Genomic DNA, 16,049 nt, shown 5'->3' on the forward strand with positions numbered 1-16,049 from the left:
GTGTCAGGAGGTCGCCTGCCCCGAGGGGACGAGGGCCTCGACGGACAGCAGTGTGGCTGAGCTGTCCGCGCACGCCTGGTACGAGGTGTCCCGCACGAACAACGACTGCTTCGACCCGGGTGGGTACACGCGGAACCCGTCCGGTGTCCGCGGGCCGCAGTCGGCGGAGCTGTAGTTGCCCGCCTGCCCGATCTTCAGGGGTGCGACCGCGGCCTGCCCGGGGGCGAGCGTGACGGTCGGGTGCGCGGAGGCCTGGTCCTGGGTCGCGGCCGCGCCGATCTGGGCGCCGTCGCCACCACCCACGAACGAGACGCCGGGCCAGCCCTGCAGCGTGCAGCTCGTCGCGCCGGTGTTGGTCAGCACGAGGTGCACGACCACGCTCCCCGCCGCGCCGCCGCTGCCCGGCTCGATCGACCCGGTCATGTCGGAGGTCGCACACCGGCCGCCCGTTGCGCCACTGCCCGCGTCACCGCCGGAGGCCGACGATCCCGCCGACGTGGACGGCGCGGGCAAGGACGGCGCCGACGACGGTGCCGACGGCGTCGCGGTCACGGTCCTCGTGGCGGTGGCCGTCGGTGTGCTGTCCGTCGTCCCGCCGGCGGAGCACCCGGACAGGACCCCCACCGCCACGAGGGCGACGGCTCCGACGGCGAACGGTCTGCTGCTCAGCTGCATGCCGACAGGAAACCACTTCCACTGCGGTACGTCCGAGGGGGTACACAGGGACCGCGAGCACACTCGCGATCGGACGGCGCAGTGGCCGTCCCACCGACCGGGAGGACCCACCATGGCAGGGAAGCACGAGCAGATCCGCGGCGAGTCGGACCGGTCCGACGGCGTCGAGCCGCGCGCGGGGGCGTTCACGGACAGCGACATCCCGGGCGAACCGACGGTGCAGTCGGACGAGCCGGTCGGCGAGTTCGTCGGCAGCGACATCCCCGGGGAAGCCGTCCCGACGAGCACCGGCACGGACGGCGAGTACGTCGAGTCGGACATCCCGGGTGAGGACGAACCGCGTCCCTCGGGCGAGGTCGGCCACTACGTCGACTCCGGCGCCGGCACCGACGACACCGAGAACGGCTAGCCGGGCGGCACGGGGCCGGACGGGTCGTCGAGCAGTCCGGCCCGCACCAGCAGCCGCAGGGTCTCGACGCCGGCGGGTGGGCACCGGTCGGCGTCGTCCGCGGTGACCCACTCGATCTCGTCGACCTCGGCCGACGCGACGGGCTGGGCGGCGTCGAGGGCGCCCGGTGCGCGCGCCAGGAAGAGCGTCATCCTGACGATCGTGCCCGGCGCCTGTCCGTGCGCCGGCTCGGTGACCACGGCGAACTCATCGAGGTCCGCGGCGGTGAGCGTCAGCCCGGTCTCCTCGTGGGCCTCGCGGACCGCAGCCTGCACCGCGCTCTCGCCGGGTTCGACCTTGCCGCCGGGCAGGTAGAGGACGTCGCGTCCGCGGGCACGCACCATGAGCACGCGCCGGTCCCGCACGAGCAGCAGCGCGCTGACCTGCAGCAACGGCAGGTCGGCCGGGAGGCTCAGCTGGCGTCCGCAGCGGTGTCGTCGCGCGGGCAGGCGGTCCGGTCCGACAACGGGACGACCGGGGCGGCGACGTCCGCCACCGACTCCGCTTCCGGCCGGACGCCGTACAGCGCGTCGAGGGCGCCGACGAACTCCTCGCCACGACCGGCGCGGCCGAGCTCCCGCGCGCGCACCGACGGCCGGTGCAGCAGCACCCCGACGAGGTGCCGCAGGGCCCGCTCGGTCTGCTCGGCGGCCTCGGGGGAGACGTCGCCGCGCCGCGTCGAGCGCTCGATCTCGTCGTCGAGGATGCCGAACACGTGCTTGCGGAACGCGACGAGCGCCGGGGTGGTCGACTGCTCCAGCGCTTGGGCCCGGAAGCGCGACACCGCGTCGTCGACCATCGCGCGGGCCTCGGACTCGGCGTTGAGCTCGGCCACCGGTGCGTGGATGCTGATCGTCTCGAGGTCGAGCAGTTCGACCCCGTTCACCTGCGCGGCATCGGGGTCGACGTTCCGCGGCAGGCCGAGGTCGATGACGATGCGCCGTGCGCCGTCGTCCAGGTCGTCGGCGCCGATGACGGGAAGCTCGCTCGACGTGCAGGTGATCACGACGTCGCTCGAGGCGATCGCCTGGCGCAGGTCGTGCGCGGCGACCAGGTCGTGCTTCGTGGCGAACCACGCCGCGCGACCCGAGGGCGAGAAGACCTGGATGCGCTGGGCGCCGCGGTCGCGCAGTGCGGCGATCGTGGTGGCGGCGTAGCTGCCCGTCCCGACCAGCAGCACGTGCGCCCGACCCCAGTCGGTCACACGGGACGACGCGAGTTCGAGCCCGAGGCGCACGAGCGAGCGCCCCGCGGCGCCGATGCGGGTGCGGGTCTTCACGCCGCGCGACGTGTGTGCGGCTTCCTGGAAGAGCCGTTCGAGGTCCGAGGTGGTGGTGCCGTTGGCGCGGGCGTCCTCGAGCGACCGACGGACCTGCCCGGAGATCTCGGTCTCGCCGATCACCACGGACTCGAGCCCGCTGGACACGGCGAACAGGTGCTGGACGACGTCCTTGCCGTCGAGCACGGTGACCGAGTCGAGCACGTCCGTGCCGCTCAGGCCGCTGGCGGTGGCGACGGCCTCGACCGTGGTGGCCACGGCGGCGTCGCTGTCGTCGCCCGCGATGTCGAGGTAGGCCTCGAACCGGTTGCAGGTGGCCAGGACGACGGCGCCGTCGAGGACGTCCGAGTCGGTGACCAGGTGGGAGGCGGCCGCGGGGGCGCCGATGCTCAGTCGCTCCAGGAGGTCGAAGCTGGCGTTGCGATGCGACGCCGTGAGACAGATGAGCACGTACTCGATGGTACCGCGCATGTCCGACAGTCGCTGCTGCGAGAATCAACGGGTGACCGATGCACCCACCTCCGCCCTCCCGCCCACGCACCCGCTGGCCGACGGGCGCACCGCCGGATCCGCGCTGGTCCGGGCGCTGCGGGGTGACCGCCCCGAGACCCTGCCGGTCTGGTTCATGCGACAGGCCGGGCGTTCGCTCCCCGAGTACCGCGACCTGCGCGTCGGCACCGCGATGCTCGACGCGTGCCTGGACCCGGCGATGGCGTCGGAGATCACGCTGCAGCCGGTCCGGCGACACGGGGTCGACGCGGGCATCTTCTTCAGCGACATCGTCGTGCCGATCAGGCTCGCCGGGGTCGACGTCGAGATCGTGCCCGGCCGCGGTCCGGTGCTCGCGTCGCCGATCCGCACGCCCGCCGACGTCGACGCCCTGCACGAGCTCGACCCCGCGGCCCTGGCCCCCATCCACGAAGCCGTCGCCCGGACCGTCGCGGAACTCGGGTCGACGCCGCTGATCGGGTTCGCCGGAGCCCCCTTCACCCTGGCCGCCTACCTGGTCGAGGGCGGCCCGTCCAAGGACCACATCCGGGCCCGGACCCTCATGCACAGCGACCCCGAGACCTGGTCGCGTCTGCTGGCCTGGGCAGCGTCGGTGTCGGGGGCGTTCCTGCGCGCACAGGTCGTCGCCGGCGCCTCGGCCGCGCAGCTCTTCGACTCGTGGGTCGGGTCGCTCTCGCGTGCGGACTACCTGCAGCACGTGGCACCGCACTCGGCCGAGGCGCTGTCCCACGTGGCCGACCTCGGCGTCCCGCGCATCCACTTCGGCGTCGGCAGCGGCGAGGTCCTGCGCGACATGACGACCCTCGGCGACGCGTCCGGGCAGCCCCACGTCGACGCGGTCGGGGTCGACTGGCGCCTGCCGCTCGACGTGGCCGTCGAGCGGGTCGGCCACGGCGTCACCGTGCAGGGCAACATCGACCCGGCGATGCTGTCGGCGCCGTGGGACGTGCTCGAGGCCCACGTGCGCGACGTCGTCCGGCGCGGCGGTGCGGCCCGTGCCCACGTGGTGAACCTCGGCCACGGCGTCCCGCCCGAGACCGACCCGAGCGTCCTGACCCGGGTCGTCGAGCTCGTCCACGGGCTCGGCAGCGGAGCCGCGGCGTGACGGACGCGGTCGTCGTCGGTGGCGGGTTCGCCGGCCTCCTCGCGGCACGGGACCTGGCGAAGGCCGGGGTGCACGTCGTCCTGGTCGAGGCCTCGGGCGCGCTCGGGGGCATGGTCAGGCGGCACACCGTCGCCGGGATCGACCTCGACATGGCGGCCGACTCGTTCGCGACCCGCACCGACGCCGTGGCGACCCTGGCGATCGAGCTCGGGCTCGGCAACGACCTGGTCGACCCGGACCCCCGCGGTGCCTGGCTGATGACGCGCGACGGCCGCACGGCGAAGATGCCCGCGACCGGGCTCCTCGGCATCCCGGGTACCCCGATGGCCGCCGACGTGATCGCCGTCGTCGGCCAGCGCGCGGCCTTCCGGGCGCAGATGGACTCGCTGCTGCCGTCGCCGATCGGTGCGCGGGCGCAGTCCCTCGGCGCGCTCGTCCGGACCAGGATGGGCGCGACGGTCCTCGACGACCTGGTCACACCGGTCGTCGCAGGGGTGCACTCCACGCACCCGGACGACCTCGACCCGGACCGCGTGGCACCCGGGCTCCGCGCCGCGCTGCAGCGCGAGGGGTCGTTGGCCCGGGCGGTCATCGCGCTGCGGGAACGGGCCACCGCCGGATCCGCCGTCCAGGGCATCCGCGGCGGCATCGTCCGGCTCGTGGACGAACTCGTGGCGGACCTCGCCACGTGGGGCGTCGACGTCCGGCTGCACACCCGCGCCACCGCGATCGAGCGTGCCGCGGTGACGGTGACCGGGCCGGACGGGGCATCCGAGCGGCTGGTGGCTGACCACGTGGTCGCGGCGGTCCCGGACCCCGAACGCCAGCGGGTGACCACCCCGGCCGGCATCGAGCTCGTCACCCTGGTCGTCGACCAACCGGCCCTGGACTCAGGCCCCCGTGGGACGGGCGTGCTCGTCCACCCGGACGCCACCGGGGTGCGGGCGAAGGCGATCACCCACGCGACCGCGAAGTGGCCGTGGCTGGCCGCGACGGCCGAGGGGCGCCACGTCCTGCGGCTCAGCTACCGCACCCCCGCAGCCGACGTGGCGGACCTGGGCACGAGCCTCCCGGTCGACCCGACGGACGCGACCGGCGTGCGCGCCGCGACCGACGCGGCGGCACTCCTCGGCGTGCCGATCCCGCCTGCCCAGGTCATGGGTGCCGCCGTCGTGCGGTGGCACGGGCCGGACACGGTCGGAGCCGGTCTCGCGGAGGGCGTGGTCGGCATCGGTGAGGCGGCGAACGGGCGGGGGCTCGCCGGCATCGTCGGCACCACCCGTTCGCGCATCCAGGACCTGCTGGGTTCCTGAGCGGACCGCGCACCCCCCGAGGGCTACTGTTGGTCTTCACGTCGAGACATTCCGCTCGGCGTATGACCACCGCACACTGAACTCACGGAGGAACCATGCGAGGCAGGCTCCTGTTCGTCGCCGGCGCAGCACTCGGGTACGTCCTGGGATCGCGAGCCGGACGGGCGCGGTACGAGCAGATCAAGACCGTCAGCGGCAAGATCTGGAACAGCAACGGCGTCCAGAAGGGCGTCCACAACGTCGAGGAGTTCGTCGCCGACAAGACGCCGGACGTCGCCGAGTTCGTCGGTGAGCAGACGAAGAAGGTCGTCCGCAAGGTCGGCCAGAAGAAGGACGCCGCGACCTCATGACCGACACCCGTGACCGGAAGCCGCGATCGCTCTTCGGTCTCGTCGGTGACGTCCCCCAGCTCGTCAAGAACCTGGTCAAGGGCGAGATCGCCCTGCTCAAGGCCGAGCTGACGGGGAAGGCGAAGGTCTTCGCGATCGCCGCGGCGCTCCTCGTGGTCGCCCTCGTCATCGTGCTCTACGCGATCGGCGTCCTGCTGACCGCTGCGGTGATGGGGCTGGCGACCGTGATGCCGGCGTGGCTGGCGGCCCTGCTGCTCGCCGTCGTGATGCTGATCGTCGCGGGCATCCTCGGGCTCGTCGGCTGGAAGCGGTTCAAGAAGGGACTGCCGATCACGCCGAAGCGAACGATCGACAGCGTCAAGAACGACATCAACGCGGTCAAGGGCCTCGGCAAGAAGCCCACGCCCGAGAACCAGTACGCGTCCCGCAAGCCGGACGTCGGCGGTCGGTTCTGACGCTCTCGCGTCACGCCGACAGCACCACCCACGGAGGACCAGTGACCGACCAGCACCCGCACGACCGGCTCGCCGACGACGTCGCGACGACCCGCGCGCAGTTGTTCGACACCCTCGACGCGATCGAGGACAAGCTCAACGTGCCCAAGCAGCTCGGGATCGCCGCCTCGAAGGTCAAGCGTGGCGTGCTCGAGAAGCGTCCCCCGTACCTGGCCGGTCTCGCAGCGGGCGTGGTGGTCGTCGGGGGTATCGTCGTGACGGTGCTCCGACGGCGGTAGGTCCGGGTCACCGGACGCGCGGTCAGGGCGCTCGCCGGTCAGGTGCCCATCGGACGCGGAACCGGCGAATCCGTTCTGCGCAACCGATAGGACAATGGACCCCATGAGCTCCACCGAGCCCACGACGCACGACGCTCACGAGACCACACCCGACGCCGGCATCGACCCGAACCTGCTCACGGCCTACGCGCTGTGGGCGGTGTTCCGTCGGCCGCTCGGAGCCGTCCACCCCGTCGGCGACGACGCGGTGGCCGAGCTGGACGCCGTCGTCGCCGCCGCTGCCGAGCGGGGCGTGACGATCCGCGGCTTCTACGACGTCTCCGGCTTCCGCGCCGACGCCGACGTGATGATCTGGCTGCACGGCGACGACGCCCAGGCGATCCAGTCCGTCCTGCGCGCGATCCGTCGGACCGGGCTGTTCCAGGACGCCGAGCCGGTGTGGCACGCCATGGCCATGCACCGCGAAGCCGAGTTCAACAAGCGCCACACGCCCGCGTTCCTGCGCGGCAAGGACCCCGAGGCCTGGATCACGGTGTACCCGTTCGTCCGGTCGTACGAGTGGTACCTGCTGCCCGAGGACGAGCGCTCGAAGATGCTGCGCGACCACGGTGTCGCCGGTGCCAAGTACCGTCGGGTCCTGACGAACACGATCGCGTCGTTCGCCCTCGGTGACTACGAGTGGATCCTGCCGCTCGAGAGCCCCGACCTGGTCGACCTCGTCGACCTGATGCGCGACCTCCGCTACACCGAGGCCCGCATGCACGTGCGCGAAGAAGTGCCCTTCTACACCGGTCGTCGTGTGACGACCACCGAGCTCCCGGAGATCCTGTCGTGACCGACACCAGCCTGATCACCAACGGCCAGCCCGTCCTCGCCGCCACCCCGGCGGCGGCGAGCGGACCCGAGCACGTCGAGACCCCGACCGCGTACGACGCGATCCTGCTCGCCGGCTTCGGTGGACCCGAGGGCCAGGACGACGTCATCCCCTTCCTGCGCAACGTCACGCGCGGCCGTGGCATCCCGGACGAGCGCCTCGAAGAAGTCGCCCACCACTACCGGCACTTCGGCGGCGTCAGCCCGATCAACGCGCAGAACCGGGCACTCAAGGCAGCGCTCGAAGCCGAACTCGCCAGCCGCGGGATCGACCTGCCGGTGCTGTGGGGCAACCGGAACTGGGCGCCGTACCTCGAGGACGCCTTCACGGACGCCGCCGACAAGGGCTACACGAAGCTCATCGCCATCGCGACCAGCGCCTACTCGTCGTTCTCCAGCTGCCGCCAGTACCGCGAGGACTACGCCCGCGTGCTCGACGCCACGGGGCTGATCGACACGATCCAGATCGACAAGGTCCGGCAGTTCTTCGACCACCCGGGGTTCGTGCGGCCGTTCGTCGACGGTGTCCGCGACGGCATGGCCCGCGCGATCGCCGAGAACGACGGGCTCGACGTGGCCACCGAGCTGCACGTCCTCTTCTCCACGCACTCGATCCCGTCCTCGGACGCCGCCAAGTCCGGGCCGGACTTCCGCGGGTTCGGCGACGGTGGTGCGTACGCCGCCCAGCACGAAGCCGTGGCGCAGGTCGTCCTCGACCAGGCCTGGTCCGAGCTGCTCGAGCAGCCCGAGCACGCCCACCTGCAGGGCACGAGCAAGCCGGCGTGGAAGCTCGTCTACCAGTCGCGCTCCGGCCCTCCGTCGCAGCCGTGGCTCGAGCCCGACATCAACGACTTCCTGAACGACGAGCTCAAGGGCGGTCCGACCCGCGCCGTGCTCATCGTGCCGCTCGGCTTCGTGAGCGACCACATGGAGGTCATGTGGGACCTCGACGAGGAAGCCACCGAGACCGCGGGGGAGCTCGGCTTCTGGTCGCTCCGCACCCAGACGCCGGGCGTCGACCCCGCGTACGTCTCCGGGCTCGTCGACCTGGTGCTCGAGCGGGTGAACGGCCTGTCCAAGGCCGAGCGTCCGCACCTGACCGACATCGGTCCCTGGTACGACGTCTGCCGTCCGGGGTGCTGCGAGAACGAGCGCGCCGGGTTCAAGCCGGCCGCGGCCGGCGTCGCCCCGTGACCGCCCCCGACCCGGCCGCCGCCCCCGACCCGGCTGCCGCCGCCGACCGCGACGCCGTCCGCCCGATCCGGCTCGGCACCCGCGCCAGCCGCCTGGCGGTCGCCCAGTCCCAGGACGTGGCCGACCGCCTGGCGAAGGCGTCCGGCCGTCCGGTGGAACTGGTCACGGTGACCAGCGAGGGCGACACGAACCGGGCGTCGCTGGCCAGCCTCGGCGGGACCGGCGTCTTCGCCAGCGCCCTGCGCGAGGCCCTGGTCGCGGGCGAGGTCGATGTGCTCGTCCACTCGCTCAAGGACCTGCCGACCGCGCCGTACGCGGGCCTGACCATCGCGGCGGTCCCCAAGCGCGCTGACGCCCGCGACGTCCTGGTCGCCCGCAACGCCGCCACGATCGACACCCTGCCCGAGCACGCCAAGGTCGGCACGGGATCACCCCGCCGCGTCGCGCAGCTCAAGGCGAAGCGTCCCGACCTCGACGTCGTGGACATCCGCGGCAACATCGACACCCGGCTCGGCCGGGTGCAGGACGACCTGGACGCCGTCGTGCTCGCCGCCGCCGGGCTCGGCCGCATCGACCGGCTGGCCGAGGCGACGGAGCTGCTCGACCTCGGCTTCTGGCCGAGCGCGCCGGGTCAGGGCACCCTGGCCATCGAGATCCGGGCCGATGAGACTGATCGGAACCTGCTCGCCGCGCTCCGCAAGATCGAGCACGCCCCGACCCGCCTGACGGTCTCCGCCGAGCGCGAGGTCCTGGCGAAGCTCGAGGCTGGCTGCTCGGCGCCGATCGGTGCGACGGCCATCGTCGACGCCGAGATGCTGCTGGTGTCCGCCACGGTCTACCGCCCGGACGGCTCCGAGTACCGCACGGCGTCGCACGCCGCGGTGCTCGACGGCTCGCCGCAGGACCGCCTGGCCGAGGCGCTCGAGGTCGGCGGTCGCGTCGCCGCGGAACTGCTCGAGAACGGTGCGGGTGACCTCGCCGACCTCGCCGACAGCGTGAAGTAGGTCCCGTCACGGACACGCGCCCGCCCGTCGTCGTCATCCCCCGTGGTGGCGACTGGGGCGAGCGCGTGGCCGCGGCGGCCCGGGCGCGCGGACTCGACCCACGGATCGTGCCGCTCATCGCCACCGAGCCGCCGCTCGACCCGGGTCCCCTGGACCGCGCGCTGGACCGACTGACGGCCGGTGTGACGGACGGGAGTCCCGGTGCGGCCCCGGCAGGAGCCGGCCCGCGGTCAGGTGGGTACGCCTGGCTCGTGGTGACCAGTGCGACCACCGTGACGGTGCTCGCCGGGCAGGTGCCGAGCCTCCCGTCCGGACTGCGGGTGGCGGCGGTCGGCGAGCCGACCGCCCGCGCCGCGCGCGCCGCTGGCTGGAGCGTGGACCTGGTGCCGGACGACGCCTCGGCGGCCGGACTCGTCGCCGCGCTGCCGGACACGGCCGCAACCGTCCTGTTCCCCCGCTCCGAGATCGCGCCCGCCACCCTGGTCGACGGACTCCGCGCCCGCGGGATCGACGTCGAGGACCCGGTCGCGTACCGTACCGTGGGGACCGGCGACGGCCCCGTGCTGCCGGACGTCGTCCCGGACGCGGTGCTCGTGACGAGCGGCAGCGTCGCACGACAGGTCGCCCGTCGGATGGCCCCGCTCGACCCTGGCACCGTCGTGGCCTGCATCGGCCCCGGGACCGCCGCGGACGCCCGTGCCGTCGGACTCCCCGTCCACGTGATCGGGTCCGCCCGTTCCGCTGAAGCCCTCCTCGACGCCGTCGTCGTGGCCCTCGACCCATCCACTCCCGAACAGGAAGGCCTCCCGTGACCGGACGCTTCCCCCAGGTCCGCCCGCGACGACTGCGCGCGACCCCCGCCATGCGACGTCTGGTGGCCGAGACCCGGCTGCACCCCGCCGAGCTCGTCCTGCCGATGTTCATCCGCGAGGGCGCGAAGGAGGCCGTCGACATCTCGAGCATGCCGGGCGTGCAGCAGCACTCGCTCGACTCGTTCCGACGTGCCCTGGTGCAGGCGGCCGAGCAGGGCATCGGCGGCGTGAACCTGTTCGGCGTCCCCTCGACCAAGGACGCGACCGGCTCCGGTGCGACCGACCCGGACGGCATCCTCAACGTCGCGATCCGGGTGGCGCAGGCCGAGGTCGGCGACGCGCTCGTCGTGCAGTCCGACCTGTGCCTGGACGAGTTCACCGACCACGGGCACTGCGGTGTGCTGGCCGCCGACGGGTCGGTCGACAACGACGCCACGCTGCTGCGCTACCGGGACATGGCCGTCGCCCAGGCCGAGGCCGGCGCCGAGCTGGTCTGCCTGAGCGGCATGATGGACGGCCAGATCGCTGCCGCTCGTGACGCCCTCGACACCGCCGGGCACAGTGGCACGGCGCTGCTGGCCTACGCGGCCAAGTACGCGAGCGCGTTCTACGGTCCCTTCCGCGAGGCCGTGTCGTCATCGCTCGTCGGGGACCGTCGGACGTACCAGATCGACGCAGCGAACGGTCGACAGGGGCTGCGCGAGGTCGCGCTCGACGTCGACGAGGGTGCGGACATCGTGATGGTGAAGCCCGCGATGAGCTACCTCGACGTCCTCGCCGAGACCGCCGCGACCTCGCCGGTCCCGGTGTGGGCGTACCAGATCTCCGGCGAGTACGCGATGATCACCGCGGCGGCCCAGAACGGATGGATCGACCGGGACGCCGCCGCGATGGAGTCGCTCGTCGGCATCAAGCGTGCCGGCGCCGACGCGATCCTGACCTACTTCGCGGTCGACATCGCCCGGAAGCTCAACGACGAGGCCGGGCTCCGGACCTCCGGCACCACTGCGGACGTCGCCGGCATCGCATCGACCGGGAAGGCCCCCGAATGACCACCACCGCCCCGTCCTCCACCACGAACGACCAGCTGTTCGGGCGTGCGAAGAACAGCATCCCCGGCGGGGTGAACTCGCCCGTCCGCGCCTACGGCTCCGTCGGCGGCACACCCCGGTTCCTGGTGTCGGCGACGGGTCCGTACGTCACGGACGCCGAGGGCCGCGAGTACGTCGACCTGGTGGCGTCGTGGGGTCCCGCGATCCTCGGGCACGCGCACCCGGGCACCGTCGAGGCCGTCCAGCAGGCCGCTGCGCGCGGGCTGTCGTTCGGGGCGTCGACCCCGGGCGAGACCGAGCTCGCCGAACTCGTCAAGCAGCGGGTGTCGGTCGACGGGGACGGTCCGATCGAGAAGATCCGCATGGTCTCCACCGGGACCGAGGCCACGATGACGGCGATCCGTCTCGCGCGCGGCTACACCGGTCGTGACCTGCTCGTGAAGTTCGCCGGTCACTACCACGGCCACTCGGACTCCCTGCTGGCCGAGGCCGGTTCGGGCGTCGCGACCCTGGCGATGCCCGGCAGCGCCGGCATCACGGCCGAGACCGCGGCGCAGACCCTCGTGCTGCCCTACAACGACCTCGACGCCGTCCGTGCGGCGTTCGACACCCACTCCGAGCGGATCGCGGCCGTGATCGTCGAGGCCGCCGCGGCGAACATGGGCGTGCTGGCACCCGACCGTGGGTTCAACCGCGCCCTGGCGCAGATCACGAAGGCGCAGGGCGCGCTGCTCATCGTCGACGAGGTCCTGACCGGGTTCCGTGTCGGGTCGGCCGGGTGGTGGGGTCTCGAGGCCTCGCGCACGGTGCCCGACGGTGCCGGGTGGAAGCCCGACCTGGTGACCTTCGGCAAGGTCATCGGCGGCGGCATGCCCCTGGCAGCGCTCGGCGGCCGTCGCGAGGTGATGGACTTCCTCGCCCCGCTCGGCCCCGTCTACCAGGCCGGCACCCTGTCCGGGAACCCGCTCGCCGTGGCCGCCGGCATCGCCACGCTCCGGCACGCGACCCCGGCCGTGTACGAGTCGTTGGACCGCACGGCCTCGGTGATCTCGACCGCGACGAGCGAGGCGCTGAGCGCAGCGGGCGTGGAGCACACGGTGCAGCGTGCGGGCAACCTGTTCTCGTTCGCGTTCACCGACACGGCGCCGCGCAACTACGACGACGTCCGCGCGCAGGAGACCTGGCGGTACGCGCCGTTCTTCCACGCGATGCTCGACGCCGGCGTCACGCTGCCGCCCAGCGTGTTCGAGGCCTGGTTCGTCACCGCGGCGCACGACGACCGCGCCGTCGACCGGGTGCTGCAGGCGCTGCCCGCTGCCGCGCGCGCAGCCGCGGCCGCGACGCCGTAGGCCCGCGCTGACGACGGACGGGAGATCGGCGCCGGAGCCGAGCCGATCCTCCCGTCCGCTGGTTCGATGGGGGCATGCAACTCGCCGAAGCGCTCATCGAACGCGCCGACCTGCAGAAGCGGGTCGAGCAGCTGCGCGGCCGGATCGCCAGCAACGCTCGTTACCAGGAGGGCGAGGAACCGCAGGAGGACGCGGCGGCGCTGCTGACCGACGCCGAGCGGACCATCGACGCCCTCGAGGTCCTGGTCGCCCGGATCAACGCGACGAACTCTGCGACCCTGCTACCGGACGGCACCACGGTGACGGCCCTGCTCGCACGCCGTGACGCGCTGCGCCTGCGGCACATCGTCGTGACCGGTGCGGCGGACGCGGCATCGGGGCAGGGCGGCTGGCGACAGATGCGCAGCGAGCTCCGGACGTTCGCCGCGCTGCCCACCGCCGAGCTGCGTGCACGCGCGGACCGCCTGGCGAAGGAGCTGCGTGACCTGGACGCCGTCATCCAGCGGACGAACTGGGCGGTGACGCTGGTGCAGTGAGAACGGGAGCGCGGTGCGTCGGTAGGCGGACCGGGGCGGGTACGGACCCGACGGACCGGCGGGCAACCCGGTCCTCTGGAGGCGCCGTGGGCGGCGTCGTGGTGCAGGCCGTGCACATTGCATGCCCAGCACCGCGCACCGGTGACGGTGCACAGAGCACGTCGCATCACCACGTACCGACCGCGCCGCCGAGGGCGGGACAGGGGACAGCACCGCGCCTCCGGGGCCTGGCAGCGCCGCGGCCGTCAGCGCCGCGCTGGGGGCTGTCAGCCCGGGGGCGTCAGCGTGCGGTCGCTGCCGCTCGTCGGGCGTGCCAGCGGCCGTCGGTCCGCGCGATCGTCAGCGGGAAGTCGAACGCGTGCGACACCGCCTCCGAGGTGATCACCGTCGCCGCGGGCCCCTGGGCGACGACCGCGCCGTCGCGCAGGAGCATGGCGTGGGTGGTCGAGGTCGGCAGGTCCTCGAGGTGGTGGGTCACCATCACGCTCCCGAGGTCCGGGTGTCGCCGGCGCAGGGCGTCGACGGTGTCGAGCAGGTGCTCGCGGGCCGCGACGTCCAGGCCGGTCGCCGGCTCGTCCAGCAGGAGGAGCTCCGGGTCGGGCATCAGGGCGCGGGCGATGAGCGTCCGGCCGCGTTCGCCTTGGGACAGCACCGGCCACCGGGCGTCCCGGCGGGCGGAGAGCCCCACGTCGGCGACCAGCTCGGCGGCGCGGGCCAGGTCCGCGGCGGACGGCTCCCACCGCAGCATCAGGTCGGTCGTGCCGGTGAGTCCGGTCAGCACGGTTTCGGTGACGCTCAGCGGGGACTGCATCCGGTGGCGGGGGTCGACGTGCCCGATGTGCTCGCGGAGCGCGCGGACGTCGACGCGGCCCAGGCGGTGCCCGAGCACGTCGACCGTCCCCGCTGACGGGTGCCCGGTCGCGCCGAGCACCGTCAGCAGGGTGGACTTGCCGGCGCCGTTCGGCCCGAGCAACGCCCAGTGTTCGCCGCGCCGGATCGTCAGGTCGACGTCGTGCACGAGGTCGCGGCCGGACCGGGTGACCCGGACGCCGGCCGCTCGGACGAGGACGTCGCCCGGCATCTAGGCCTTCGCGCGCAGCTCGGCCATGTGTGCCGCGAGGGCGCCACCCATGCCACGCAGGACCGCGGCGGCTGCTTCGCCGTCACCGTTCCGCACCGTCGCGGCGAACGTGTCGAGTCCGGCGCCGGCGTCCCAGTACATCTGTTCCGGGGCGGCCAGCATGACGAACTGGGTGCGAGTGATCAGCGATTCGCTGACCTTCTTCAGCAGCTCGTTCTCGGTCTGCTCGACCATGAAGAGCAGCAGGCTGTCGAGGGTGCGGAAGGCCGCGTGGTCCTCGGCGGCGACCTGGGCGCCGAGGGTCTCGATGATGGCCAGCGCGCGCTTGCGACCGGCGTCGTCGAGCTTCGGCACCGCCAGGCGCACGGCCAGTTCGCCGATGCCGTAGTAGACCTCGAGGACCTCGTCGAACTGCTTGGGGTCGGGGGTGGCGACCCGCGTGTAGCGGTTGGCCTCCATCTCGACCAGGCCGTAGTCGACCAGCTTGGCGATCGCCTCGCGGATCGGCGTGCGTGAGACCCCGAGCCACTGCACCAGCTCGTCGTCGTTCAGGCGCTCGCCGGCCTGCAGCGTGCCGTCCTGGATCGCGGCGAGCATCTTCTCGAGGACGACGTCACGCAGGAGCTTGCGCGGCGAGGTCTCGACGGAGGACTTGGGAACGGGCATCACGAACTCCACTCAGCAGTGTGTGTTTGACATGCCGATCCTAACGTGTTGATGTGCAACCGTTTGTGAAATACAGTACGCGGCTCACCGGCGCACGTCGACGATCGTCCGGCCGTGCACGCGCCCGGCGACGACCTCGGGCCCGACGGCGATCGCCTCGCTCAGGCTCACCGTGCGGGTGACCCCGGCGAGCAGTGCCGGGTCGAGCTCCTCGGCCAGCAGGTCCCAGGCGCGACGGCGCAGGTCGAGCGGTGCGTCCACGGAGTTGATCCCGAGCAGGGACACCCCGCGCAGGATGAACGGCAGGACCGTCGTGTGGAGCTCGACGTCCTGCGCCAGCCCGCACGCCGTCACGGCTCCGCCCCAGCGCGTGCTCGCGAGCAGGTTCGCCAGGGTCGCGCCGCCGACGCTGTCCACCGCGCCGGCCCAGGTGGCCTTCTGCATCGGACGTCCGCGGTCGGCCAGGGCTGCCCGGTCGACGACGTCGGACGCGCCGAGCGTCCGGAGCGCGTCCGCGTTCGCCGGTCGGCCCGTCGACGCGGTGACCCGGTACCCGCGTCCGGCCAGCAGCGGGATCGCGACCGAGCCGACGCCGCCGGACGAGCCGGTGACCAGGACCGGGCCGTCTGTGGGGTCGACGAAGCGCGCCAGGGCGAGGACGCTGAGCGCCGCGGTGAAGCCCGCGGTGCCGATGGCCGCGGCGAAGTCCTCCGAGACGCCGTCCGGCAGCACGACGAGGGACCCCGACGGCGCGACGGCCCGCTCCGCCCAGCCGCCGTGGCGGGACTCGCCCGCGCCGGCGCCGTTCAGCACGACCCGGTCGCCGATCCGGACGTCGTGCACGCCGGGGCCCAGCGCGGCGACCGTCCCGACGACGTCGATGCCCGGGACGAGCGGGTCGGTCCGGGCGACGCCGGGATCGCGCGCGAGGGCGAGCCCGTCCTTGTAGTTGACGCTGGAGTACGCGACGTCGACGAGGGCTTCGCCCTCGCCGGGGTCCGGCACGTCGATCGACGCGACGGCGGGGGCGGTGGAACTGGAGACGAGGACGGCGCGGGTCACGCGCCGA

19 protein-coding genes are annotated in these 16,049 nt (G+C 73.1%); 13 read left to right on the forward strand and 6 right to left on the reverse strand.

Annotation, left to right across the window (positions count from 1 at the left end; translation table 11 throughout):
* Positions 1–3: 3 nt before the first annotated feature.
* Entirely contained in the window at positions 4–675 is a 672-nt protein-coding gene (locus tag BIU90_RS16065) for a DUF4232 domain-containing protein (RefSeq protein ID WP_071301253.1), read from the reverse strand.
* Positions 676–787: 112 nt separating this feature from the next.
* On the opposite strand from BIU90_RS16065, the gene BIU90_RS16070 reads away from it, so the two are divergent.
* Entirely contained in the window at positions 788–1,084 is a 297-nt protein-coding gene (locus BIU90_RS16070) for a hypothetical protein (protein ID WP_071301254.1), read from the forward strand.
* Here the strand turns inward: BIU90_RS16070 and BIU90_RS16075 are convergent.
* Positions 1,081–1,515 (reverse strand): NUDIX domain-containing protein, encoded by a 435-nt coding sequence (locus tag BIU90_RS16075; protein ID WP_254787088.1) that lies wholly within the window; start codon positions 1,513–1,515, stop codon positions 1,081–1,083. The genes BIU90_RS16070 and BIU90_RS16075 overlap by 4 nt on opposite strands.
* A gap of 20 nt (positions 1,516–1,535) precedes the next feature.
* Positions 1,536–2,852, reverse strand: a complete 1,317-nt coding sequence (locus BIU90_RS16080; protein ID WP_071301494.1) for a glutamyl-tRNA reductase — start codon at positions 2,850–2,852, stop codon at positions 1,536–1,538.
* Between the two features lie 52 nt (positions 2,853–2,904).
* On the opposite strand from BIU90_RS16080, the gene hemE reads away from it, so the two are divergent.
* The 12 genes from hemE (at position 2,905) to BIU90_RS16140 (ending at position 13,233) form a co-directional block, all read left to right on the forward strand.
* Positions 2,905–4,017: a uroporphyrinogen decarboxylase gene (gene hemE / locus BIU90_RS16085; RefSeq protein ID WP_071301255.1), complete on the forward strand. Its 1,113-nt coding sequence runs from the start codon at positions 2,905–2,907 to the stop codon at positions 4,015–4,017.
* Complete coding sequence (locus BIU90_RS16090) at positions 4,014–5,330, forward strand: NAD(P)/FAD-dependent oxidoreductase (protein ID WP_071301256.1); 1,317 nt, start codon at positions 4,014–4,016, stop codon at positions 5,328–5,330. Before hemE ends, BIU90_RS16090 begins: the two co-directional genes overlap by 4 nt.
* A gap of 95 nt (positions 5,331–5,425) precedes the next feature.
* Entirely contained in the window at positions 5,426–5,680 is a 255-nt protein-coding gene (locus BIU90_RS16095) for a hypothetical protein (protein ID WP_071301257.1), read from the forward strand.
* Positions 5,677–6,135 (forward strand): phage holin family protein, encoded by a 459-nt coding sequence (locus tag BIU90_RS16100; RefSeq protein WP_071301258.1) that lies wholly within the window; start codon positions 5,677–5,679, stop codon positions 6,133–6,135. The genes BIU90_RS16095 and BIU90_RS16100 overlap by 4 nt, the downstream gene beginning before the upstream one ends.
* 41 nt (positions 6,136–6,176) lie before the next feature.
* The gene (locus tag BIU90_RS16105) at positions 6,177–6,413 is read left to right on the forward strand and encodes a DUF3618 domain-containing protein (RefSeq protein ID WP_071301259.1); all 237 of its coding nucleotides are present in this window, start codon (positions 6,177–6,179) and stop codon (positions 6,411–6,413) included.
* Between the two features lie 103 nt (positions 6,414–6,516).
* Complete coding sequence (hemQ, locus tag BIU90_RS16110; RefSeq protein ID WP_071301260.1) at positions 6,517–7,248, forward strand: hydrogen peroxide-dependent heme synthase; 732 nt, start codon at positions 6,517–6,519, stop codon at positions 7,246–7,248.
* Positions 7,245–8,480 (forward strand): ferrochelatase, encoded by a 1,236-nt coding sequence (locus BIU90_RS16115; protein WP_083404028.1) that lies wholly within the window; start codon positions 7,245–7,247, stop codon positions 8,478–8,480. Before hemQ ends, BIU90_RS16115 begins: the two co-directional genes overlap by 4 nt.
* A 65-nt stretch (positions 8,481–8,545) precedes the next feature.
* Positions 8,546–9,484: a hydroxymethylbilane synthase gene (gene hemC / locus BIU90_RS16120; protein ID WP_071301496.1), complete on the forward strand. Its 939-nt coding sequence runs from the start codon at positions 8,546–8,548 to the stop codon at positions 9,482–9,484.
* Between the two features lie 35 nt (positions 9,485–9,519).
* Positions 9,520–10,296 (forward strand): uroporphyrinogen-III synthase, encoded by a 777-nt coding sequence (locus tag BIU90_RS16125; protein ID WP_071301261.1) that lies wholly within the window; start codon positions 9,520–9,522, stop codon positions 10,294–10,296.
* Positions 10,293–11,348: a porphobilinogen synthase gene (gene hemB, locus BIU90_RS16130; protein ID WP_302847399.1), complete on the forward strand. Its 1,056-nt coding sequence runs from the start codon at positions 10,293–10,295 to the stop codon at positions 11,346–11,348. The genes BIU90_RS16125 and hemB overlap by 4 nt, the downstream gene beginning before the upstream one ends.
* Positions 11,345–12,697, forward strand: a complete 1,353-nt coding sequence (hemL, locus tag BIU90_RS16135; RefSeq protein WP_071301262.1) for a glutamate-1-semialdehyde 2,1-aminomutase — start codon at positions 11,345–11,347, stop codon at positions 12,695–12,697. The genes hemB and hemL overlap by 4 nt, the downstream gene beginning before the upstream one ends.
* A gap of 74 nt (positions 12,698–12,771) precedes the next feature.
* Entirely contained in the window at positions 12,772–13,233 is a 462-nt protein-coding gene (locus BIU90_RS16140; protein ID WP_071301263.1) for a DIP1984 family protein, read from the forward strand.
* A gap of 280 nt (positions 13,234–13,513) precedes the next feature.
* On the opposite strand, the gene BIU90_RS16145 is transcribed toward BIU90_RS16140, so the two are convergent.
* From BIU90_RS16145 to BIU90_RS16155, 3 genes are all read right to left on the reverse strand, one after another.
* Positions 13,514–14,314 (reverse strand): ABC transporter ATP-binding protein, encoded by an 801-nt coding sequence (locus tag BIU90_RS16145; RefSeq protein ID WP_071301264.1) that lies wholly within the window; start codon positions 14,312–14,314, stop codon positions 13,514–13,516.
* Positions 14,315–14,980, reverse strand: coding sequence for a GntR family transcriptional regulator (locus BIU90_RS16150; protein WP_139195323.1), 666 nt, complete (start codon positions 14,978–14,980; stop codon positions 14,315–14,317).
* Positions 14,981–15,064: 84 nt separating this feature from the next.
* Positions 15,065–16,042, reverse strand: coding sequence for an MDR family oxidoreductase (locus tag BIU90_RS16155; protein ID WP_071301266.1), 978 nt, complete (start codon positions 16,040–16,042; stop codon positions 15,065–15,067).
* Positions 16,043–16,049 lie beyond the last annotated feature (7 nt).

Source organism: Curtobacterium sp. MCBA15_001 (assembly GCF_001864835.1).
Classification (GTDB): domain Bacteria; phylum Actinomycetota; class Actinomycetes; order Actinomycetales; family Microbacteriaceae; genus Curtobacterium.